The 20446-nt window shown below is 58.9% G+C and carries 18 protein-coding genes; 11 read left to right on the forward strand and 7 right to left on the reverse strand.

Annotation, left to right across the window (positions count from 1 at the left end; all coding sequences use genetic code 11):
* Window positions 1-25: 25 nt before the first annotated feature.
* The 7 genes from QSK43_RS10840 to dnaE all read left to right on the forward strand — a co-directional run bounded on the left by QSK43_RS10840 (window position 26) and on the right by dnaE (window position 11197).
* Complete coding sequence (locus QSK43_RS10840) at window positions 26-766, forward strand: biotin--[acetyl-CoA-carboxylase] ligase (protein ID WP_332303461.1); 741 nt, start codon at window positions 26-28, stop codon at window positions 764-766.
* 210 nt (window positions 767-976) lie between these two features.
* On the forward strand, window positions 977-2644 hold the full coding sequence (locus tag QSK43_RS10845; protein ID WP_045018680.1) for a ribonuclease J: 1668 nt from the start codon (window positions 977-979) through the stop codon (window positions 2642-2644).
* 125 nt (window positions 2645-2769) lie between these two features.
* A complete protein-coding gene (locus tag QSK43_RS10850; RefSeq protein ID WP_045018678.1) occupies window positions 2770-3075 on the forward strand; it encodes a DUF1467 family protein in 306 nt (101 codons plus the stop codon).
* Between the two features lie 693 nt (window positions 3076-3768).
* The gene (gene proS, locus QSK43_RS10855) at window positions 3769-5091 is read left to right on the forward strand and encodes a proline--tRNA ligase (protein WP_332303462.1); all 1323 of its coding nucleotides are present in this window, start codon (window positions 3769-3771) and stop codon (window positions 5089-5091) included.
* Between the two features lie 136 nt (window positions 5092-5227).
* A complete protein-coding gene (locus QSK43_RS10860) occupies window positions 5228-6535 on the forward strand; it encodes a lipoprotein-releasing ABC transporter permease subunit (RefSeq protein WP_045018827.1) in 1308 nt (435 codons plus the stop codon).
* A 15-nt stretch (window positions 6536-6550) separates the two neighbouring features.
* Entirely contained in the window at window positions 6551-7234 is a 684-nt protein-coding gene (locus QSK43_RS10865) for an ABC transporter ATP-binding protein (protein WP_332303463.1), read from the forward strand.
* A 462-nt stretch (window positions 7235-7696) separates the two neighbouring features.
* On the forward strand, window positions 7697-11197 hold the full coding sequence (gene dnaE, locus QSK43_RS10870) for a DNA polymerase III subunit alpha (RefSeq protein ID WP_332303464.1): 3501 nt from the start codon (window positions 7697-7699) through the stop codon (window positions 11195-11197).
* 183 nt (window positions 11198-11380) lie between these two features.
* Here the strand turns inward: dnaE and QSK43_RS10875 are convergent, their stop codons facing one another.
* Both QSK43_RS10875 and QSK43_RS10880 read right to left on the reverse strand, forming a co-directional pair.
* On the reverse strand, window positions 11381-12619 hold the full coding sequence (locus QSK43_RS10875; protein ID WP_332303465.1) for a L,D-transpeptidase family protein: 1239 nt from the start codon (window positions 12617-12619) through the stop codon (window positions 11381-11383).
* Window positions 12620-12781: 162 nt separating this feature from the next.
* Window positions 12782-14065: a DNA polymerase IV gene (locus QSK43_RS10880; RefSeq protein WP_332303466.1), complete on the reverse strand. Its 1284-nt coding sequence runs from the start codon at window positions 14063-14065 to the stop codon at window positions 12782-12784.
* A 181-nt stretch (window positions 14066-14246) separates the two neighbouring features.
* Here QSK43_RS10880 and QSK43_RS10885 point away from each other — a divergent pair, with 181 nt between their 5' ends.
* Together QSK43_RS10885 and QSK43_RS10890 are read left to right on the forward strand one after the other, a co-directional pair.
* Window positions 14247-14534, forward strand: coding sequence for a BrnT family toxin (locus tag QSK43_RS10885; protein ID WP_332303467.1), 288 nt, complete (start codon window positions 14247-14249; stop codon window positions 14532-14534).
* Window positions 14500-14760 (forward strand): BrnA antitoxin family protein, encoded by a 261-nt coding sequence (locus QSK43_RS10890; RefSeq protein ID WP_332303468.1) that lies wholly within the window; start codon window positions 14500-14502, stop codon window positions 14758-14760. The genes QSK43_RS10885 and QSK43_RS10890 overlap by 35 nt, the downstream gene beginning before the upstream one ends.
* 20 nt (window positions 14761-14780) lie before the next feature.
* Here the strand turns inward: QSK43_RS10890 and QSK43_RS10895 are convergent, their stop codons facing one another.
* Window positions 14781-15089, reverse strand: a complete 309-nt coding sequence (locus tag QSK43_RS10895; protein WP_332303469.1) for a DUF3572 domain-containing protein — start codon at window positions 15087-15089, stop codon at window positions 14781-14783.
* Window positions 15090-15220: 131 nt separating this feature from the next.
* Here QSK43_RS10895 and QSK43_RS10900 point away from each other — a divergent pair, with 131 nt between their 5' ends.
* Together QSK43_RS10900 and QSK43_RS10905 are read left to right on the forward strand one after the other, a co-directional pair.
* Window positions 15221-15592: a response regulator gene (locus QSK43_RS10900; protein ID WP_003496409.1), complete on the forward strand. Its 372-nt coding sequence runs from the start codon at window positions 15221-15223 to the stop codon at window positions 15590-15592.
* 18 nt (window positions 15593-15610) lie between these two features.
* Window positions 15611-16981: a PleD family two-component system response regulator gene (locus tag QSK43_RS10905; RefSeq protein WP_045018665.1), complete on the forward strand. Its 1371-nt coding sequence runs from the start codon at window positions 15611-15613 to the stop codon at window positions 16979-16981.
* An 849-nt stretch (window positions 16982-17830) separates the two neighbouring features.
* Here QSK43_RS10905 and rpmG read toward each other — a convergent pair.
* From rpmG to QSK43_RS10925, 4 genes are all read right to left on the reverse strand, one after another.
* Window positions 17831-17998 (reverse strand): 50S ribosomal protein L33, encoded by a 168-nt coding sequence (gene rpmG / locus QSK43_RS10910; protein WP_003496403.1) that lies wholly within the window; start codon window positions 17996-17998, stop codon window positions 17831-17833.
* An 89-nt stretch (window positions 17999-18087) separates the two neighbouring features.
* A complete protein-coding gene (locus QSK43_RS10915; RefSeq protein ID WP_332303470.1) occupies window positions 18088-19260 on the reverse strand; it encodes an MFS transporter in 1173 nt (390 codons plus the stop codon).
* 8 nt (window positions 19261-19268) lie between these two features.
* Entirely contained in the window at window positions 19269-19937 is a 669-nt protein-coding gene (locus QSK43_RS10920) for an NUDIX hydrolase (RefSeq protein ID WP_332303471.1), read from the reverse strand.
* 20 nt (window positions 19938-19957) lie between these two features.
* Window positions 19958-20401, reverse strand: coding sequence for a DUF983 domain-containing protein (locus tag QSK43_RS10925; protein WP_332303472.1), 444 nt, complete (start codon window positions 20399-20401; stop codon window positions 19958-19960).
* Between the last annotated feature and the right edge of the window lie 45 nt (window positions 20402-20446).

Raw genomic sequence — 20446 nt, forward strand, 5'->3', positions numbered from 1 at the left:
CAGCACGCAAAAACATACGGGCCGGATGTCCATCGATGATTTCCGGCACGAGGCGATGGCGGAAACGCCATCGACCAATATAGACTGTTTTGCCCGGGCGCGGGCAGGCGATGGTGGCAATCTATGGATCACCGCCATCCGCCAGACCGGCGGGCGCGGCCGTCGTGGTCGGCCATGGGTTTCCGAACCCGGCAATCTCTACGCCTCGCTTCTTCTCATCGATCCCGCTCCGATGGACCGCATAGGGTCTTTGCCGCTTGCCTTCGCGCTTGCCGTTTACCGCGCCGTCCGCGCGGTTTTACCTGCAGGTGGCGAGCCGCTTGAGATCAAATGGCCGAACGACGTGCTGATCGGCCGCAAAAAGACCTGCGGTATTCTGATGGAGGCCGAACTGCTGCCGGACGGGCGACGCGCCATCGTCATCGGCATTGGCATCAATATCGCCCACAAGCCTGAAAACCCGCTTTATCCCGTTACCATGCTGTCCGAGCATGGCGCGTCGTGTTCTCCCGACGAGCTGTTCGCGCATCTGTTCCGCGAGACGGCGGAGGTGCTGCAAGACTGGGATGAGGGCAGGGGCGTTTCCGGTGTCATGGCCGGCTGGCGGGCGGCCGCCTGCGGTATCGGCGAACACATCACCGTCAATTTCCCGGACCGCTCGATCGGCGGGCGTTTCGTCGGAATTGATGATAATGGTTATCTGCTGCTGGATGAGGACGAGGGCGTCAGGCGCTCCATCGCCGCCGGCGACGTGTTTTTTGGATGAGGTGAACGGCGCGGCTTCGAAAGATCGTGCCGAGCCTCTTCCCACAGGTTGGAGCTTTCCTGCGGCTCATGAAAAGCAGGGTGGTGGCAGACCGGTTCCGCATCGGCCCGGTCGATCAGATGGTTTAACAGGTCCGATGCTCTTAAACGGGCGGATGGGCGCGGCATATCGCCGTCGCCCGCGCGCTTTCATGAATGGATAAGAAAAACAATGGCTAAACAGGACGAACTGGTATTTTTGCCGCTTGGCGGCGTCGGGGAAATCGGCATGAATCTGGCGCTGTACGGCTACGGGCCGGAGAGCAAGCGCCAATGGATCATGGTGGATTGCGGCGTGACTTTTGCCGGTCTCGATCTGCCGGGCGTCGATCTGGTTCTGCCCGATATCAGCTATATCGCCGAGCAGAAGAAGAACCTCAAAGGCATCATCATCACCCACGCCCATGAGGACCACTACGGTGCGCTGAACGACCTGTGGCCTGGCCTCAACGTGCCGGTCTACGCCTCGGGTTTCACCGCCGGCATGCTGGAGGCGAAGCGCGCCTATGAGGGCAGCCGTGCCGAAATTCCGATCACTCCGTTCAAGGCGGGCGATCGCATCAATGTCGGTCCCTTCGAAATCGAGGCCGTCGGCGTCAACCATTCCATCCCCGAACCCATGTCGCTGGTCATCCGCACGCCGCTCGGCAATGTCATCCACACGGGTGACTGGAAGATCGACGACGCGCCGTCGCTCGGGCCGTTGACGGATGAGGCCCGCTTCCGCGCCATCGGCGAAGAGGGCGTTCTGGCGCTGATGTGCGATAGCACCAACTCCCTTCGCGACGGCGTGTCGCCTTCCGAACACGAGGTTTCCGAAGGTCTGCGGCAGATCATCGAAAGTGCCGAGGGTCGCGTGGCCATCACCACGTTCTCCTCCAATGTCGGGCGTATCCGCTCCATCGCCCAGGCCGCCGAGGCGGCGGGCCGTGAAGTGCTTCTGCTCGGCTCGTCGCTGAAGCGCGTCGTCAACGTCTCGCAGGATCTCGGCATCATGGAAGGCATCAAGCCGTTCCTGGCTGAGGATGAATATGGCTATATTCCGCGCAACAAGGTCGTCGTCATTCTCACCGGCTCTCAGGGCGAACCTCGGGCGGCTCTCGCCAAGCTCTCGCGCGACGAGATGCGCAATGTGGCGCTCGCTGCCGGTGACACGGTAGTGTTTTCCTCGCGCGCCATTCCCGGCAACGAAAAGGCGATCATCGAGATCAAGAACGGCCTGATAGAGCAGGGCATCCATATCGTTACCGACAATGAGGCCCTGGTGCATGTCTCCGGCCATCCGCGTCGCAACGAGCTTCTGAGGATGTACGAATGGACGAAGCCGCAAATCCTCGTGCCGGTGCATGGCGAGGCGGCGCATCTGGTGGCGCAGAAGGAGCTGGCCGAACAGGCTGGCATTTCGCAGGTGCCGAAGGTTCGTAACGGCAATATTCTGCGTCTGGCGCCCGGTCCTGCCGAAGTCATCAATGACGCGCCGCATGGCCGCGTCTTCAAGGACGGCAACCTCATCGGCGACCTGGACGAGATGGGGATCAGCAATCGTCGCAAGCTTTCCTTCGCGGGCCATGTCTCCGTCAACGTGCTGCTGGACAGCCGTTTCGATTTTCTCGGCGATCCGGATGTCGTGCCTTTTGGCCTGCCGGAATTCGACGACGAGGGCGAGGATATGGAAGATACGCTTTATGACGCCGTTCTCGGCGCCGTGGAAAGCATTCCGCGCGCCCGCCGCAAGGATCTGGCGCTGTTGCGCGAAGCGGTGCGCCGCGCCGTGCGTGCCGCCGCCAACCAGGCATGGGGCAAGAAGCCGATCGTGACGGTTTTCGTCACGAAGGTCTGAGCCGGAAAAGCCCGGGCTTCAAAACAGTCGCGCCCCTCATATCCATGAGGGGTCGCCGCCCTTGTCGCTCCCCTCTGCGGCTTTTTACGCTTCTTGCGGGGGAAGTGATTCCGGTTCGTGGATGAATGCGTTACAAGGGACGCATTGCGCAGGAGGACGTCATGCCGCTTCTTTCGGTCTTCGCCATTTATTTCATCGTCTGGTGGACGGTGCTTTTCGTTGTGTTGCCGATCGGCCTTCGTACCCAGGAGGAAGAGGGCGAAGTGGCGCTCGGCACGGTCGCCAGCGCGCCCTCCCGGTTCAGGGGTGGGCGGATCGTGCTGTGGACGACCCTGATATCGGCCTTGATCTGTGGCGTCTGGTACGGCGGAACCTGGTGGTTCGGCGTCAGCCTGGACGATCTGCCGAGAATTATTCCGGTTTTCGACTGAAGCAGGTCGCGCAGGCTGCGCGGCAACCCTTATGCCGTGCCCGCAAAATCTTGCAACGCGGTCGCTTCCTGCCGTGATTTAAGGCACCAGGCTGCACATCTGTGCCGCGACCGTTTCGCCAAGAGGCGCATCAGACTGTCATATGGATGTCATATCTGTCGTGCAAACACGAATGTGCGTGTCTTGCGGCTGATTCACGGCCACAATTTTACCGGAATAACGATCCGGAGCGGTGCCTGTGTGTGTGAATCAAAAAAAAACAAGGCGTTTCAGCCTTGTTTTTCAGGTTTCGCGTGATCTGTAACCGTTGCCGGGGCTGCGACAAGCGCGCCTAAGATCTAATCCTCCCAAGACTGACCGCGAAAACGGCAAGAATTTAGACTTCCTGCCTCTTTTGTAAGCTAAAACTAGCCCAATCACCCATGCTTGTCATCTCATTTTTTGCATATTTGTTACAGTCGGCAAAAAATTCCCTGTGATGCAATTTGTCGCACCGGATCAAGAATAATATTCCAGCCAAAGCGTTTTGACGCGAATTAGCTATCGCGAAAATGCCACGAAATCGCTCCAGCCGCTCTTTTCATGGCGGGTTTTCTTCTTGGTCGGAAACGGCTATGTACGGCGCCAATATCCCTCTATTCGGGGCGATTCCCGCGCCTTTGCGCGTCGTCGCCCACACCAATGGAAGCCGTCATGCGTCTCAGCCGTTATTTCATGCCCATCCTGAAGGAAAATCCCAAGGAAGCGGAGATCGTCTCCCATCGCCTCATGCTGCGCGCGGGCATGATCCGGCAGCAATCGGCCGGCATCTATTCCTGGCTGCCGCTCGGCAAGCGCGTGCTCGACAAGGTCAATAAGATCATCCGCGAGGAGCAGGACCGTTCGGGCGCCATCGAGCTTCTGATGCCGACATTGCAGACCGCCGAGCTGTGGCAGGAGAGCGGCCGCTATGACGATTACGGCAAGGAAATGCTGCGCATCAAGGACCGTCAGGACCGCCAGATGCTCTACGGCCCGACCAATGAGGAGATGATCACCGACATCTTCCGTTCCTATGTGAAGTCTTACAAGAACCTGCCGCTGAACCTCTACCATATCCAGCTGAAGTTCCGCGACGAGGTGCGTCCCCGTTTCGGCACGATGCGTTCGCGTGAGTTCCTGATGAAGGACGCCTATTCCTTCGACCTGACCAAGGAAGACGCGATCCACTCCTATAACAAGATGTTCGTGGCTTACCTGCGCACCTTCGAGCGCCTTGGCCTGCGCGCCATTCCCATGCGTGCCGATACCGGCCCGATCGGCGGCAATCACAGCCACGAATTCATCATTCTGGCCGATACCGGCGAATCCGAAGTCTTCTGCCACAAGAGCTTCCTCGACCGTGCCATTCCCGCCGACAATACCGATTTCGACGATGTCGCAGCCCTTCAGGGTGTTTTCAACGAGTGGACGGCCGATTATGCCGCAACCTCGGAAATGCACGACGAGGCCGCTTATGACGCCATTCCCGATAGCGAGCGCCTTTCCGCGCGCGGCATCGAAGTCGGCCACATCTTCTATTTCGGTACCAAATATTCCGAACCGATGGGTGCCAAGGTGCAGGGCGCGGACGGCAAGGAACATCCTGTTCACATGGGTTCCTACGGCATCGGCCCGACACGCCTTGTTCCCGCCATCATTGAAGCATCGCATGACGAGAACGGAATCATCTGGCCGGATTCGGTCGCTCCTTTCGATGTCGTCATTATCAACATGAAGGCAGGTGACGCGGCCTGTGATGCAGCTTGCGAAAAGCTGTATTACTCGCTCTCCAACGCGGGCAAGGATGTCCTTTACGACGACACCGACGACCGTGCGGGCCAGAAATTCGCGACCGCCGACCTCATCGGCGTGCCGATGCAGATCATCGTCGGTCCGCGTTCGGTTGCGAACGGCGAAGTCGAGGTGAAGAGCCGCAAGACCGGTGAACGTGAAACCGTCACAATCGAGGCGGCAATGAACAAGGTGCTCGGCTAAGAGCGGAATGGTGAAGAGTGAGGAGCGGTTTTCACCGGAAATCCGCTCCGACTTTATTGTTTAGATCATGATCCGCAAAAACGGGGCCCGGTTTCTCGAGAAAACCGGCCTTGCAAGTCCAGATCAGGGAGACGACATGGCAAAAGCCGAGGCTGACAAGGGTGCGGCTCCTTCCGCCCGGGAAAGGACCGCCCGGCCGTTTTCCGCTTTCGAGCGCATGGTGGCCTGGCGCTATCTGCGGTCGCGGCGCAAGGAAGCGTTCATTTCCGTCATCGCCGGCTTTTCCTTCGTCGGCATCATGCTGGGCGTGGCGACGCTCATCATCGTCATGGCTGTCATGAACGGTTTCCGCACCGAGCTGATTTCGCGCATTCTCGGCATCAACGGTCATATGATCGTTCAGCCGATCGATCAGCCCTTCAACAATTACGATGAGCTGGCGAAGAAATTCTCCGCCGTTCCGGGTGTCACCATGGCCCTGCCGTTGGTGGAGGGCCAGACTTTGGCCTCCGGTCGCGGCGGCGCCGGCTCCGGCGCGCTGGTGCGCGGCGTGCGCCAGGAGGATATCGACAAGATCAAGGAAGTCGCCACCAACATCAAGACCGGCGATCTGGTCGGCTTCATGGCCGGAGACGGGGTTCTGGTCGGCTCAAGGCTTGCTTCCCAGCTGGGCGTGACGGCGGGCGACGATATCACCCTCATTTCGCCGGAAGGCGATGTGACGCCGATGGGGGTCAACCCGCGCGTCAAATCCTACAAGATTTCCGGTGTCTTCGAGATCGGCATGTCGGAATATGATGCGTCGATGATCTATATGCCGCTTTCCGAAGCCCAGCTCTATTTCAACGCCGAAGGCATCGTCCAGTCCATCGAGCTTTACGTCAGCCACCCCGACAATATCGACGGCATCCGGCCGCTGGTGGAGCAGGCGGCCGAACGGCAGATCTATATCACCGACTGGAGACAGCGGAACCAGACCTTCTTCTCCGCCCTGCAGGTGGAGAGAAACGTGATGTTCATGATCCTCACCCTCATCGTTCTGGTGGCGGCGCTCAACATCATTTCCGGTCTCATCATGCTGGTGAAGGACAAGGGCAGCGATATCGCCATCCTGCGCACCATGGGCGCCAGTTCCGGCGCTGTCATGCGTATCTTCTTCATGACGGGGGCGGCGATCGGTACCGTCGGCACCTTTGCCGGCGTTGGACTCGGCGTCCTTGTCTGCCTCAACGTGGAATCCATCCGGCAGTTCTTCTCCTGGGTGTCAGGCACGGTGCTGTTTGATCCGCAGCTTTATTTCCTCAGCCAGCTTCCGGCCGAAATGGATCTCAGCGAGACCATTACCGTCGTCATCATGGCGCTGACGCTTTCTTTCCTGGCAACCATCTTTCCGGCATGGCGGGCTTCCAAGCTCGATCCGGTGCAGGCCCTGCGTTACGAATAAGGACCGCTTCGCAATATGGCAAAAAAAACAGTGCTGCGGCTTACCGGCGTCGAGAGGACCTATGGTCAGGGCGAGACGTCGCTTTCTATTCTGCGCAAGGCCGATTTCGAATTGAAGAGCGGTGAGATGGTGGCGCTTGTCGCCCCCTCGGGCACCGGCAAATCCACGCTGCTGCATCTGGCCGGGCTGCTGGAACATCCAGACGCCGGTGAGGTCTTCATCAATGACGCGCCCTGCAACGGTCTGGGTGACGAAAAGCGCACCGCGATCCGCCGCAGCGACATCGGTTTCGTCTATCAGTTCCATCATCTGCTGCCGGAGTTTACGGCGGTGGAGAATGTGATGATGCCGCAGCTCATCGCCGGTTTGACGCAGGACGAGGCCCGCAAGCGCGCCAGTGCGCTGCTTGACTACATGCGCGTCGGCCATCGTGGCGAACATCGCCCATCCGAACTTTCCGGCGGCGAACAGCAGCGTGTGGCCATTGCGCGCGCCGTTGCCAATGCGCCGCTTCTGCTACTCGCCGACGAGCCGACCGGCAATCTCGATCCCGAGACCGCGCATTATGTGTTCGACGCGCTGGAGGCGCTGGTGCGCCAGTCCGGCCTTGCGGCGTTGATCGCCACCCACAATCACGAACTTGCCAACCGCATGGATCGCCGTGTGACGCTCGCCGACGGCAAGATCGTCGATTTCTGATCGTGACGGCATAAGGCGATCATCGCGACCGATCCGTTTCGAAGCGGTGAGTCTCGCGGAGACCGGACGTCCTTCCACAATTGAAATTTTTCGAACCCGGACGCGTTTTTCGCCTCCGGGTTTTTTCGCTTTGGAGTCAGGGGCTTGCTGATCTTACGGACGGAACCGCGGCCGATTCTGTCGCGTTAGCAAGAGGAACATCAGCAGAACCCTGTTGACAATCGAACGAAATGAGAACAAAGGTAGAACATAACGAGTAAGGAGAGACCAATGACTGATTTCATCCGTGACGTTGCCGCTTTCGCTTCCATCGCTGTCTTTGTTGCCAGCTTTTCGGTGATCCTCACTGCGCTGTGAAGGGCGCACCGGCGCAGAAGCCTGTATAGACGCCGCAAGGCGGTGGACTTTGAAGGCCGGAAATCGGAAAATCGTCCCCTCGATTCAGAATGACAGGACGATGATATGGGCGATACGGTTGTGCGTGGAGAAAACTCTGACGAAACGCTGAAAACACCCGGTTTCGTCCATCTGCGGGTTCACTCCGCTTACTCCCTGCTTGAGGGGGCATTACCCCTCAAGAAAATCATGTCCAAGGCCGTTGCAGACGGCCAGCCGGCCATTGCCATTGCCGACACCAACAATCTTTTCGTCGCGCTGGAATTTTCCGAAAAAGCGCGCGACGAGGGCTTGCAGCCGATCATCGGTTGTCAGGTGTCTATCGACATGCAGGATGCGGCGGATGATCGCCGCAACCACAACAGCCACCTTGCCAAACTTCCAGCCATCGTGCTTCTGGCCGCCAATGCCGAAGGGTACGAACGGCTGGTGGATTTGATCAGCCGCGCCTATCTGGACGGCGAGAGCGGTGGCCAGTCCGTGCATATTACCCGCGCATGGCTGGAGGAAGCCTCCAATGCCGGGCTGATCGTGCTGACGGGCGCCTCGGGCGGTCCGGTGGATATGGCCCTGAAAGAAGGGCACGCATCCCAGGCGAAACAACGCCTGCTGGCGCTGAAATCACTCTTCGGTGACAGGCTCTATATCGAATTGCAGCGCCAGTCCGGTTATGATCGCGCCCATGAGCGGCGCATGATCGGGCTTGCCTATGAGCACGATATTCCGCTCGTCGCCACCAATGAGGCGTTTTTCCCTTCGAAGGCCGATTACGAGGCGCATGATGCTTTGATGGCGGTTGCGCATAACGCCATCGTTTCCGATGACAGCCGGTTCCGGCTGACGCCCGATCATTATATGAAAAGCCGTGAGGAGATGACGGCGCTGTTTGCCGACATTCCCGAGGCGCTGGAAAACACCATCGAGATTGCGTTGCGCTGCTCCTTTGTGCTGAAGAAGCGCGGACCGATCCTGCCGCGTTTCACCGGTGCGAGCGACGATCCGGAGGCGGCGCAGCGGGCAGAGGCCGAGGAGCTTCGCCGTCAGGCCGTCGAGGGTCTCGATCATCGCCTTGCGGCCCTCGGCATGGCGCCGGGCTACATCGAGCAGGAATATCGCGACAGGCTGGATTTCGAACTCGGCGTCATCGAACGCATGGGTTTCCCCGGTTATTTCCTGATCGTTGCCGACTTCATCAAATGGGCCAAGCTCCAGGATATTCCGGTTGGCCCCGGCCGCGGTTCGGGCGCAGGCTCGCTCGTCGCCTATGCGCTGACCATCACCGATGTCGATCCCCTGCGCTTCTCGCTGCTGTTCGAACGTTTTCTCAATCCTGAACGCGTGTCGATGCCGGACTTCGATATCGACTTCTGCCAGGACCGCCGTGAAGAGGTGATCCGCTACGTGCAGCGCAAATATGGCCGCGAGCAGGTGGCGCAGATCATCACCTTCGGTTCGTTGCAGGCGCGCGCTGCCTTGCGCGACGTCGGCCGCGTGCTGGAAATGCCCTATGGGCAGGTGGACAAGATCTGCAAGCTGGTGCCCAATAACCCGGCCAATCCGACGCCGCTGTCGAAAGCGATCGAGGAAGAGCCGCGCTTGCAGGAGGAGGCGGACAAGGAACCGGTCGTCGCCCGGCTGCTGGATATCGCCCAGAAGATCGAGGGGCTTTACAGGCACGCATCCACCCACGCCGCCGGTATCGTCATCGGTGACAGGCCGCTGTCGAAGCTGGTGCCGATGTATCGCGATCCGCGCTCCGATATGCCGGTTACCCAGTTCAACATGAAATGGGTGGAAAGCGCCGGCCTCGTCAAATTCGACTTTCTCGGTCTGAAGACGCTGACGGTGCTGAAGGTGGCCGTCGATTTCGTCGCCAAGCGCGGCATCAAGGTCGATCTCGCCGCAATCCCGCTGGAAGATGTCAAAACCTACGAGATGTTGTCGCGCGGCGAGACCATCGGCGTGTTCCAGGTGGAAAGTGCGGGCATGCGCAAGGCGCTGATCGGCATGCGTCCGGACTGCATCGAGGACATCATCGCACTGGTGGCGCTTTATCGCCCGGGTCCGATGGAGAATATCCCGGTCTATAATGCCCGCAAACATGGCGAGGAGGAACTGGAGTCGATCCATCCCACCATCGACCATCTCTTGAAGGAGACGCAGGGCGTTATCGTCTATCAGGAACAGGTGATGCAGATCGCCCAGGTTCTGTCAGGTTATTCGCTCGGCGAAGCCGATCTTCTGCGCCGCGCCATGGGCAAGAAGATCAAGGAGGAGATGGACCAGCAGCGCGAGCGTTTCGTTGACGGCGCGATCAAGAACGGCGTGTCGAAGCCGCAGGCCAACACCATCTTCGACCTCCTGGCGAAATTCGCCAATTACGGCTTCAACAAGAGCCATGCCGCCGCTTACGCCATCGTTTCCTATCAGACCGCCTATATGAAGGCGCATTATCCGGTGGAGTTCCTGGCGGCCTCCATGACGCTCGATATGGCGAATACGGAAAAACTCAACGATTTCCGCCAGGATGCCGGGCGTCTCGGCATCGAGGTCGTCGCACCTTCGGTGCAGACTTCCTTCCGCCAGTTCGAGACGGGCGAAAACCGCATCTATTATTCGCTGGCCGCCATCAAGGGCGTAGGCGAGGGCGCGGTCGAACACATCGTCACCGTGCGCGAAGACAAGCCGTTCACCAGCCTTGAGGATTTCTGCCTGCGGATCGATCCGAAGCAGATCAACCGGCGTGTGCTGGAAAGCCTCATCAATGCCGGCGCTTTCGATTGTTTCGGCCGCGACCGCGCCGAGATGATCGGCGGGCTGGACCGTATCATCGGTTATTCACAGCGTGCGCAGGAAAGCCGCGTCACCGGCCAGTCGGATATGTTCGGCTCCGGCGGCGCAAGCGGTCCGGAAAAACTCGTCCTGCCGGCCTTCCAGACCTGGCTCGCCTCGGAAAAGCTGCTGCGCGAATATCAGGTGCTCGGTTTTTACCTCACCGCCCATCCGCTCGATACCTATCGCCCCGTATTGGAAAAGTTGCGGGTGCAGAATTTCGCCGATTTTTCAGCGGCGGTAAAACAGGGTGCGACCGCCGGACGCCTCGCCGGCACCGTTACCGGCAAGCAGGAACGCAAGACCCGCACCGGCAACAAGATGGGCATCGTCACTTTCTCCGATGCCTCCGGCCAATATGAAGCGGTGCTGTTTTCCGAAGGGCTCGCCCAGTTCCGTGATCTGCTCGAGGTGGGTAAATCGCTTGTTATCACCGTGCAGGCGGAAGAACGCCCGGAAGGCATTGGCCTTCGCATCCAGACGGCGCAATCGCTGGAGGAGAAATCCGTGCAGATGCAGAAGGCGCTCAGGGTTTATGTGCGCGATTCCGGCCCGCTGAAGGCCGTTGCCCGCCACCTCAACACGAAAGGTGACGGCTCGGTCTATTTCATCGTCATCAAGGATGAGGGCAGCCGCGAGATCGAAGTGGAACTGACGGAGAAATACCGCATATCACCGGAAATAGCCGCAGCACTTCGCTCCGCCCCCGGCGTTGTCGATGTCGAAATGGTGTGAGGTTTTGGGAGGGGAACGACAAAGGTCGAAAGCCTCTCCTCCGTCATGCTCGGGCCTGTCCCGAGCATCTGCAACCTATCGATTTTACGAGGCGTTAGCAGATCCTCGGCACAAGGCCGAGGATGACGTCGCGAATGATGGGGATGTGTTGCGGCTGAGGAAAAAGGGGAATAGCTCCGCCATTCAAACCGGCGCTTCCTTCGTCACGGTAATGAAGTCCGTTCCCGCGCCTGTCTCCATCTGGTGACTGAGGTCGGAGACGGTGATCGAGCTGCCGGTTGAAAGCTCCTGTTCAATGCGGGCGCGTATCTCCACTGGTATTTCGAGGCGACCGAGTACGGCGCTCAGCTGGTCGAAGCTGCCTGGAGCCTCGGCAACGGTGATGCCAAGCCGCTTGCGGGCAGCCGTCGGCAGATGATTTTCCAGGGTCACACCGTTCCATTCGGCGGTCCCCTTTGTACGGTCCACGGAAACGGCCTCGAAGAAATGGGTTCCGAGCGCGACCTCGGGATCCCTGATGTTGATCGCAGCCTCGAACAGCGGCTTGAAATCCTGACGCACCATGATCTGGCCGTTTGGCGGATGATCTTCGCCGGCAGAAGCATAAAGTGCGGTCACGAAGGCGTCGGTCAGAAGCGGTCCGGTGGTTTTCAACCCTTTCCAGCGCTTGAAACCGTTGATGGCGCTGATCGTCATCTCCCCGGCATAACCGTCCGGTGATCCCGCATCGAATCCGAGGCGGGTCAGCACGGCCTGGATGTCCATGACCTTTTCCCGTTCACCGCGTCGCGTAATGAGAATACGCAAGGGGGAGGGTTCCTTGCTCTTGGCCATCGGCCTGATGGATTGCGTCTTTTCGTTGACGGCGACCTCGACCGTGCCCAACGCGGCATCGAAGGTCGCAGGGCGCAACTCGACATCGGACAGAAGCAGCTTGCCGTCATCGACATCGTCGCGTGGCTCAAACAGCGCCGGATGCTCTATGAAGCGCAGCGAAACCGGCCGGTCGGTGATGATGACATGCACGCCGTATTGTGTATCGCGGAACAGCGATTGCGCGAATTTCGGGGGCAGGCGCACACAACCGTGCGAGGCGGGATAATTCGGCACCTTGCCTTCGTGCAGCGCGATGCCGGACCATGTCAGCCGCTGCATGAAAGGCATGGGAGCGGCCGAATAGATGTTCGACTCGTGGTATTTGCGCTTTTCCAGAATCGAAAAAATGCCGCTCGGCGTCTCGTGCCCGGCCTTGCCGGTGGAGACCTTGGATGTAGCAATGATCTCGCCGTTTTCATAAAGGGCCAGCGACTGATCGCTTTTCGAAACGACGATCTGCAGGGACTTGTTGTCGGCGGCAAGCGCCGGAAAGGCAAGAATGCTGGCCGACAGCATGCCGGTCAGAAGACGGAAGCGAAGAGACATGACGCAATACACCACATGCACAAAACTTCGTTTACTCAACCACGCGAAGTTTAATGAAGTTTAAGGATGAGGCAGATGCCGCATCACTAATTTGTGTAAGTGCTAAAATATGGGAGGGGTGTTGCGGTGAGGTTCTCCCGTCGTTTGCGCGCGGGAGGGCCGCTATTTGCGCGTGCCGAAAGTGTAGCCGGTCTCGACGCTGCCCTTGCCGAACTTGTCGCGCAGCTTGTCCATGGCCGCTTCCGCCGCTGCCCGCCGTTCCGCCTGCCTGTCGACGAGATCGGGAGGATCGGCAAGACCCGCATCGTGCAGGTCGCTGACGCCGATGCCGATCAAGCGGAATTTGGTGCCGTCTGTTTCCTTTTCGAGCAGCGAAAGACCGGTGCGGAATATTCGGTCGGCAAGCTGGGTGGGGTCATCCAGCTTGCGGTTGCGGGTGCGGAGCTTGAAATCGGCCGTCTTCAATTTCAGCACCACGGTCTGGCCGGAAATACCGCTCTTCTTCAGCCGCCAGGCAACTTTTTCGGAAAGCGACCGCAGGATCGGCACGAGATCCTCATGCCGGGAGATATCGTTGAAGAAGGTGGTCTCGGAAGACACGCTTTTTGCCGGGTCGTTATTATGCACATGCCGCTCGTCGATGCCCCGCGAAAGCCGGAACAGCCGTTGTCCCATCACGCCGTAACGGCGCATCAGGTCGCCTTCCTCCATTTCCTGTAACTGCGCGACCATGCGGATGCCATCCGCCTCCAGTGTTGCCGCAAAGGCCTTTCCAACGCCCCATATGGTCGTGACAGGCCGCGCCGCCAGAAAGGAAAGCGCCTCCGCTTCGCCAACCACCGAAAACCCTCGCGGCTTTTGCAGATCGGATGCGACCTTGGCCAGAAACTTGCAGTAGGACAGCCCCGCCGAGATGGTCACGCCCACTTCTTTTTCCACCAGTTTGATGAATTTCGCCAGCACCCGGGCCGGGGGATCGTGATGCAGCCTCTCGGTTCCGGAGAGATCGAGAAACGCCTCGTCAATGGAAAGCGGCTGCACGAGCGGCGTCAAATCCTGCATCATGGTTCTGATCTGTCGCCCGACGCGGCTGTATTTTTCCATATCCGGCTTGATGACCACCGCATCCGGGCAGGCCTCCAGCGCCTTGAACATCGGCATGGCGGAGCGCACGCCCTGAATGCGGGCAATGTAACAGGCGGTCGAAACCACGCCGCGCTTTCCACCGCCGATGATCACCGGCTTGTCGGCAAGTTCGGGGTTGTCCCGTTTTTCAACGGAGGCGTAAAAGGCGTCGCAATCGATATGGGCGATGCTGAGATCGTAGAGTTCGTCATGATAGACGAGGCGCGGACTGCCGCAGGCGCGGCAACGCCTCATGCCCGCTGGCTGGCCGGCCAGGCAGTCGCGGCAAAAACCGGGATCATAGTGGTGCGACGTGGGCATGGGCTGAAAACAAAACCAGAACGTCGCCGACCTTACTCCGGTGGAGACTGCGGCTCAAGTGGTGGTGCTGATAAACTTGGGGTTTCTCAAGTTCGAGCGAGCAGGAAAAGCTTGCATGCGATAGAGAATTATTTGATTTTAGTTCATATTTGTAGTTACAATTGTAGATGATTTTTTACGCATGTTCGAATGGGACGAAGAGAAAAACCGATCCAACATCCGAAAGCATGGCGTCGGGTTCCAGACGGCGATTCGAATCTTCGAGGGTTCGGTTTTGTCATGGGTGGATGAGCGCGCGGGTTACGGTGAGATGCGTTATCACACCATCGGTCAGATCGAAGGGATAGCATTTCTGGCGGTCATTCACACTGATCGCGCCGGTCGAACGCGCATCATCTCCGCCCGGCCGGCAAACCGCCGTGAAAGGAAACGTTATGACGAAGAAATACGAAAAAGAACTGAGTCTTGAGGAATTGGCGGCTTTGCCGGACGACAGGATAGATTACAGCGACATTCCCGAACTCGACGAGAGCTTTTGGAGAAGCGCAAAACTCGTGGAGCCGGAGGGTACGCAGCAGATTACGCTGAGGGTCAAGAAATCCGTAGTCGAGGCCTATAAATCCACGGGCAAAGGATACCAGACACGCATGAATGCCGTTCTGGAATCCTATGCGCGCGCATTGCTGAAGCGCTGAATCGCTCTGCCGGCTACCGGTCAATACTCACCGGAATCCAGCCCCGGGCCGGAAAAATGGTGCCAGGCGGCCGCCACTGTTTCGGGTGCCGTGTCCGTCGCCGTGCAGAAGGCCATGAGGTCGGGCTCGTGGCTCATCAGAAAATCGGTGAGCCCCGCCAGAAAACCGGGATCGTGGGCGGCCTGGCGCAGCAAATTGGCCTGCAATCCGCTCAGCGCCAGAAAACGCCCCAGCATTTCCGGTTCGTTTGCCAGCCAGCCAAGTATGGCGGCCGCCGTTTCTTGCGGATCTTTTCCGGCATTGCCTTTGTTTTTTGTATCTCGCAGCATTTCTCTTCCGAAGTTACCTATTTTGAAACCAAATCGTTCTAGCCTTGCGCAACAAATGGACGATGGAATCGGTTCTCTGACAACCTATATGTCTGGATGAAGGTTTCAAAGCGAAACGGGGACTGCTCACCATGCCCAAACAGGTCATGATAGTCGAAGACAACGAGCTGAACATGAAGCTCTTTCGCGACCTGATCGAGGCGTCTGGTTATACGACGATCCAGACGCGCAACGGCATGGAAGCGCTGGACCTGGCCCGCAAGCACCGCCCGGACCTCATTCTCATGGATATTCAGCTGCCGGAGGTGTCCGGGCTGGAGGTGACGAAGTGGCTGAAGGAGGATGACGAGCTGCATGTCATCCCGGTCATCGCGGTCACTGCCTTTGCCATGAAGGGCGATGAGGAGCGTATTCGTCAGGGTGGATGCGAGGCCTATGTCTCAAAACCGATATCCGTTCCGAAATTCATCGAAATCATCAAGACTTATCTTGGCGATGCCTAAGGCGGTTGGGGAACGGTTATGACGGCGAGAGTTCTGGTTGTTGACGATATACCCGCAAACGTGAAGCTTCTCGAAGCCCGGCTCGTGGCGGAATATTTCGACGTCGTCACCGCCGAAGACGGTTTCAAGGCGCTGGCGATCTGCGACGAGGAGCAGGTCGATATCATTCTGCTCGACATCATGATGCCGGGCATGGACGGTTTTGAGGTCTGCGAACGGTTGAAGGCCAATTCGAAAACGGCACATATTCCTGTCGTCATGGTCACCGCTCTTGATCAGCCGTCCGACCGCGTCCGCGGCCTGAAAGCCGGCGCGGACGATTTTCTGACCAAGCCGGTCAATGACCTGCAACTGATCGCCCGTGTCAAAAGCCTCGTGCGTCTCAAGGCCGTCAGCGATGAATTGCGGCTGCGGGCCGAAACCGCGCGGGAGATAGGCATCGAGGAGATGTTGCGCAGTGACGGCCTCATGCAGACGCCTGGCCGTGTTCTGGTCGCGGATGGCCGCGCCAGCTCGCAGGAGCGCATCATCAGGGCACTGAAGCCGGTTGCCGAGGTGGATGCCGTCACCGAGCCACAGGCGGCCCTGCTCAAGGCTGCGAGCAACCCGTTCGAACTCGTCATCGTCAATTCCAATTTCGAGGACTACGACCCGCTGAGACTGTGTTCGCAGCTTCGCTCGCTGGAGCGCACCCGTTTCCTGCCGCTGCTTCTGGTGGCGGAGCAGGGGGCGGACGACATGGTGGCGCGTGCGCTCGATCTTGGCGTGAACGATTACATTCTTCGCCCGATCGATCCCAACGAACTGGTCGCCCGGTCCCTGACGCAGATCAGGCGCAAGCGCTATAACGAGCATCTGCGGCTCAATCTCCAGCACACGATGGAGCTTGCCATCGTCGACGGGCTGACGGGTCTCAACAATCGCCGTTATCTCGACAATCATCTGAAGATACTTTTCGACCGCGCCGCCGTCCGTGGCCGCCCGATTTCCATTTGCATGACCGATATAGACCGCTTCAAGCTGGTCAACGATACCTATGGTCACGATGTTGGCGACGAGGTTCTGCGGGAATTCGCAGCGCGCATCCGCAGCACGGTGCGGGGCGCCGATCTTGCCTGCCGTTACGGCGGCGAGGAATTCGTCGTCGTCATGCCTGATACATCGATAGAGGTTGCAGCAGGCGTTGCCGAACGCCTGAGGGCGATCATCGAGGACAAGCCGTTTTACGTTCGCTCCATCGATCGCGAATTGAGCATCACGGCCTCGCTCGGCATTGCCACCAGCAATGGCGCTTTCGGCGCGCCGGACGAGCTTTTGAAGCAGGCCGACAAGGCGCTCTACGAGGCGAAACACACCGGTCGCAACCGCGTCGTGGCGGCAGCCGCCTGACAACGGCTCCGCGGGCGCGTGACGTTGAAAATCTGCACCGTCTTTTTCGGATTTTCCGCAGTAGCGACGATCATGCGAAAAGCTGACCGGGAGAAGTCATAAGTCCCTGACCTTGCCTGTATTTTATCCCCTTGCAATGAAAGGGTGAAATCAGGATGGCCTAATAAAGCTCAAGTTGAATAATACGCTGAGTTCAATCTTTCACGGAACTATATTGTGCCAGCTTTGTATATTTAACCATATTTCTCAGGTTATGTATTTCTGGCTTAAGAATTTGTTGATTTTTATTTTACTTCTGCGCACAATCCCTCTTGAGAATAACAGTTCTTCCGGCGGTTTTTCCGTCTTGCGATGATGGAATGATGGCGACTGACACCGCCGTGATTTCGCTCGTCAGGGGCTGGTATTGCGTAGTTCGAATGCCCCATGATGCTCAGGTCCGCCGCATCTCCTGGATCGTGGGGTCGGTCGGCTGACGATGTCCGAATCGGTTCCTCGTGCCGTGATCACATCGTTGGCCGACCGCCTTGTTCCTCCCAAATTTTTGGCTCGTGCCGCCGCTTATGGCGGAGGAATTCCGGCTGGGCGTTTTTTGCGTTCAGGCGATGCGCTGACGAATCGGTTGAGATGTTGGTTGGTCGGCAGGCCCGTAATGGGTTTGCCGGCGCGCCGATAGGCGTCGGCGGGATTTGCGACCAACGGCCGGATGACACGGAGATCGAGCGTCTATGGCGCATCTCGTGCCCTGCGAGGCCGCTGGGGCAGGAAATGCCGGCAACGCTGCCCTTATCTCCGTACAAACAAAAAACGCGCCCATTGGGCGCGCTTTTGTCGGAGAACCGATCAATATTACTTGATCTTGGTTTCCTTGAATTCAACGTGCTTGCGTACAACCGGGTCGTACTTCGTCTTCGTCATCTTGTCCGTGAACGTACGGCTGTTCTTGGTGGTGACGTAGAAGGTACCGGTGTCGGCTGTCGACAGCAGCTTGATCTTGATTGTTGTAGCTTTCGCCATGGTCGTCCTGCCTTTAAACAAAAGAGAAGCCGCAGGCGCTTCTCACCTCGGCTAAATCTGGCGCGAAACTACGTATCACGCCTGAAAAGTCAAGTCTGTTTTGCCCGGAAAACAAAACGGAAGCCATAAAGCACCACGTAAAGCCCGAAAAACACGGCGAGCGCCCAGGCGAAACCATCGGTGCCTGCAACATCCATGGAAATGCCGACGGCCTGCGGTCCCGCAATCGTGCCCATGGCGTAACAGAAGATGAAGGCGGCATTGGCGGACACCAGATCGGCCCCCTTGAGACGCGATCCGAGATGGGTGAGGCCGACGGTATACATGCCGGATACGAGGCCGCCCCAGAACAGGAGGAGCGCCGCCACGAGGATCCAGCTGTCTACCAGGAAAGGCAGCGCCAGCGTGCCGCAGACGCCGGCAAAGGCCATCAGCGCCAGCAACGTGCGCCGGTCCTTCATCCGGTCCGAAAGAAGGCCGATCGGTATCTGGAACACCATATTGCCGATGCCCATCACGGTCAGGAGAAGTGCCGCCTGTGATTCGTTGAAGCCTTCACGGGTGGCGTAGATGGGAAAGAGCGACAGGCCGCCCGCCTGCACCGCACCGAACACGAAAGCCGCCGCAGACGCCATCGGCACCAGCCAGATATAACGGGCGAAATGGTGGTTTGGCCTTTCGCTCAGCTCCGGGCTTTCGCCGCGTGCGAGGAAGATCGGGATCGCGGCAAGCAGGATGATTGCCGCCCCGACCAGAAAGGGCATGATGCCCTCGCTGCCGACCACGGAAAATAATAGCGGACCGACCGCAAAGCCGACCGCAAGGCCGGTGGCGTAGATGCCTAAAACCATGCCGCGTTTTTTCGGCGGCGCGGTCATGTTGATCCAGTATTCGGAAAGGATGAACAGCGTGGTGGTTGCGCCATGGAAGACGATCCGCAGCGGAAACCACATCCAGAAGGCGTCGGCGAAATAAAAGCAGAGCGCACTTAGCGCCGAAATGACGACCGCAATAAGCATCGTTCGCGCCACACCGAAATCATGGGCGATCTTGCTGGTCACCGAGGCGGCCATCATCGCCGCGACGCCGGCCATAGCCGAATTCACCCCGATCATGGTGGAGGAGATGCCACGCTTCTCAAGGATGATCGACAGCAGCGGCAGGCCGAGGCCGATGGCGACGCCAACCGCACTGATGGCGGAAATGGCGGCGATCAGTGAGGGCCAGTGAATGGCGTCCGCTTCGCATTTCGTTTGTGACATGACGGCCTTTATACAAAGTCTCGAATGAATCGGCCGTGGCGCGTGACATAGAGCCGCGCGGGGCTTTCAAAGGGCAGTGACGGATCACCTATCATGAGTTTTGTGACATCTTCGAGAACCGTGCGTGTGATTTTCGGCATGTTCAGACCGGAAAGCTCTGTCATGTCAAGCCATTGCACATTGTTCAGCTCGTCGGAATCCCTGATTAGCCGGGTATTCAGCCGCAACTCATCGGCATAACAGCAAAAGAATCGCGTGTCGTAACGCCTGATATTGCCGGGCGGGGTGATGGCGCGCGCCACATATCGAAAACGGGAAAGGTCCGGACCATCAGCGTCCATGCCCATATCCACGCCGGTTTCCTCGACGAGTTCGCGCGCGGCGGCAAGAGCCAGCGCCCGTGCTCCGGCAGCGCTCAGGTGGCGAGCGGCGGATGCGGTGAGGCTGCGCAGCACGGCGGGGTGCAGATCGCCGGAGAAGGGCAGGGCGTGGTCGCGTGGATCGCGCTTGCCGCCGGGAAACACGTAAGCACCCGGCATGAAGACATGGGCGTGGCTGCGCTGGCCCATCAGCACCCGCAGAGCCGGGCCGGAGCGGTCGAACAGGATGATGGAGGCGGCATCGCGCGGCCGCATGGGCGTGCGCGCCGCTTCGGCGTTCGTGGGTAGCTGGGGCATGTGCAAGTTCCCGCCCGCCGTCAGTGGGAGGAGCCGTCTATCTGCACTTTTGGTTGTTTTCCGTCGAAGCCGTGCATCCGGAGCGCCCATTGCAGGCCGATGACGCCGCCCTTGATCGGCTGCAGCGTCAAAAGCGCGGCCAGAATGGTGATCGGTATCCAGATGGCGAAGTGCACCCACATGGGAACGTGAAAGACCATATCCGTCATCATGAAGCCGCCAACGGCGATATGGCCGATAATAACGATGGAAATATAGGGCGGCAGGTCGTCGGAACGGTGGTGATGCATTTCCGCGCCGCAGGCCGCACAATTATCCACCGGCTTCAGGAAGGCACGAAACAGGCGGCCACCGCCGCAGGCCGGGCAGCGGTTGGCCATGCCCCGCATGATCGAACGGCCAAGCGGCCGCTCCGCGCTGTTGTCTCCGAAGGTGACCGTTTCCGAGCCCTGATTTGCACTCATCCTTAAGTCCTTCTCCCGTTTGTCTCAACCGCTTGTCGCGGCCTT

Source organism: Rhizobium sp. GR12, assembly GCF_036596185.1.
Classification (GTDB): Bacteria; Pseudomonadota; Alphaproteobacteria; order Rhizobiales; family Rhizobiaceae; genus Agrobacterium; species Agrobacterium nepotum.

Coding starts and splice junctions, on each gene's coding strand:
- QSK43_RS10840 (WP_332303461.1), top strand. CDS start 26: ATGTCCATCGATGATTTCCGGCACGAGGCGATGGCGGAAACGCCATCG.
- QSK43_RS10845 (WP_045018680.1), top strand. CDS start 977: ATGGCTAAACAGGACGAACTGGTATTTTTGCCGCTTGGCGGCGTCGGG.
- QSK43_RS10850 (WP_045018678.1), top strand. CDS start 2,770: ATGCGTTACAAGGGACGCATTGCGCAGGAGGACGTCATGCCGCTTCTT.
- proS (WP_332303462.1), top strand. CDS start 3,769: ATGCGTCTCAGCCGTTATTTCATGCCCATCCTGAAGGAAAATCCCAAG.
- QSK43_RS10860 (WP_045018827.1), top strand. CDS start 5,228: ATGGCAAAAGCCGAGGCTGACAAGGGTGCGGCTCCTTCCGCCCGGGAA.
- QSK43_RS10865 (WP_332303463.1), top strand. CDS start 6,551: ATGGCAAAAAAAACAGTGCTGCGGCTTACCGGCGTCGAGAGGACCTAT.
- dnaE (WP_332303464.1), top strand. CDS start 7,697: ATGGGCGATACGGTTGTGCGTGGAGAAAACTCTGACGAAACGCTGAAA.
- QSK43_RS10875 (WP_332303465.1), bottom strand. CDS start 12,619: ATGTCTCTTCGCTTCCGTCTTCTGACCGGCATGCTGTCGGCCAGCATT.
- QSK43_RS10880 (WP_332303466.1), bottom strand. CDS start 14,065: ATGCCCACGTCGCACCACTATGATCCCGGTTTTTGCCGCGACTGCCTG.
- QSK43_RS10885 (WP_332303467.1), top strand. CDS start 14,247: ATGTTCGAATGGGACGAAGAGAAAAACCGATCCAACATCCGAAAGCAT.
- QSK43_RS10890 (WP_332303468.1), top strand. CDS start 14,500: ATGACGAAGAAATACGAAAAAGAACTGAGTCTTGAGGAATTGGCGGCT.
- QSK43_RS10895 (WP_332303469.1), bottom strand. CDS start 15,089: ATGCTGCGAGATACAAAAAACAAAGGCAATGCCGGAAAAGATCCGCAA.
- QSK43_RS10900 (WP_003496409.1), top strand. CDS start 15,221: ATGCCCAAACAGGTCATGATAGTCGAAGACAACGAGCTGAACATGAAG.
- QSK43_RS10905 (WP_045018665.1), top strand. CDS start 15,611: ATGACGGCGAGAGTTCTGGTTGTTGACGATATACCCGCAAACGTGAAG.
- rpmG (WP_003496403.1), bottom strand. CDS start 17,998: ATGGCGAAAGCTACAACAATCAAGATCAAGCTGCTGTCGACAGCCGAC.
- QSK43_RS10915 (WP_332303470.1), bottom strand. CDS start 19,260: ATGTCACAAACGAAATGCGAAGCGGACGCCATTCACTGGCCCTCACTG.
- QSK43_RS10920 (WP_332303471.1), bottom strand. CDS start 19,937: ATGCCCCAGCTACCCACGAACGCCGAAGCGGCGCGCACGCCCATGCGG.
- QSK43_RS10925 (WP_332303472.1), bottom strand. CDS start 20,401: ATGAGTGCAAATCAGGGCTCGGAAACGGTCACCTTCGGAGACAACAGC.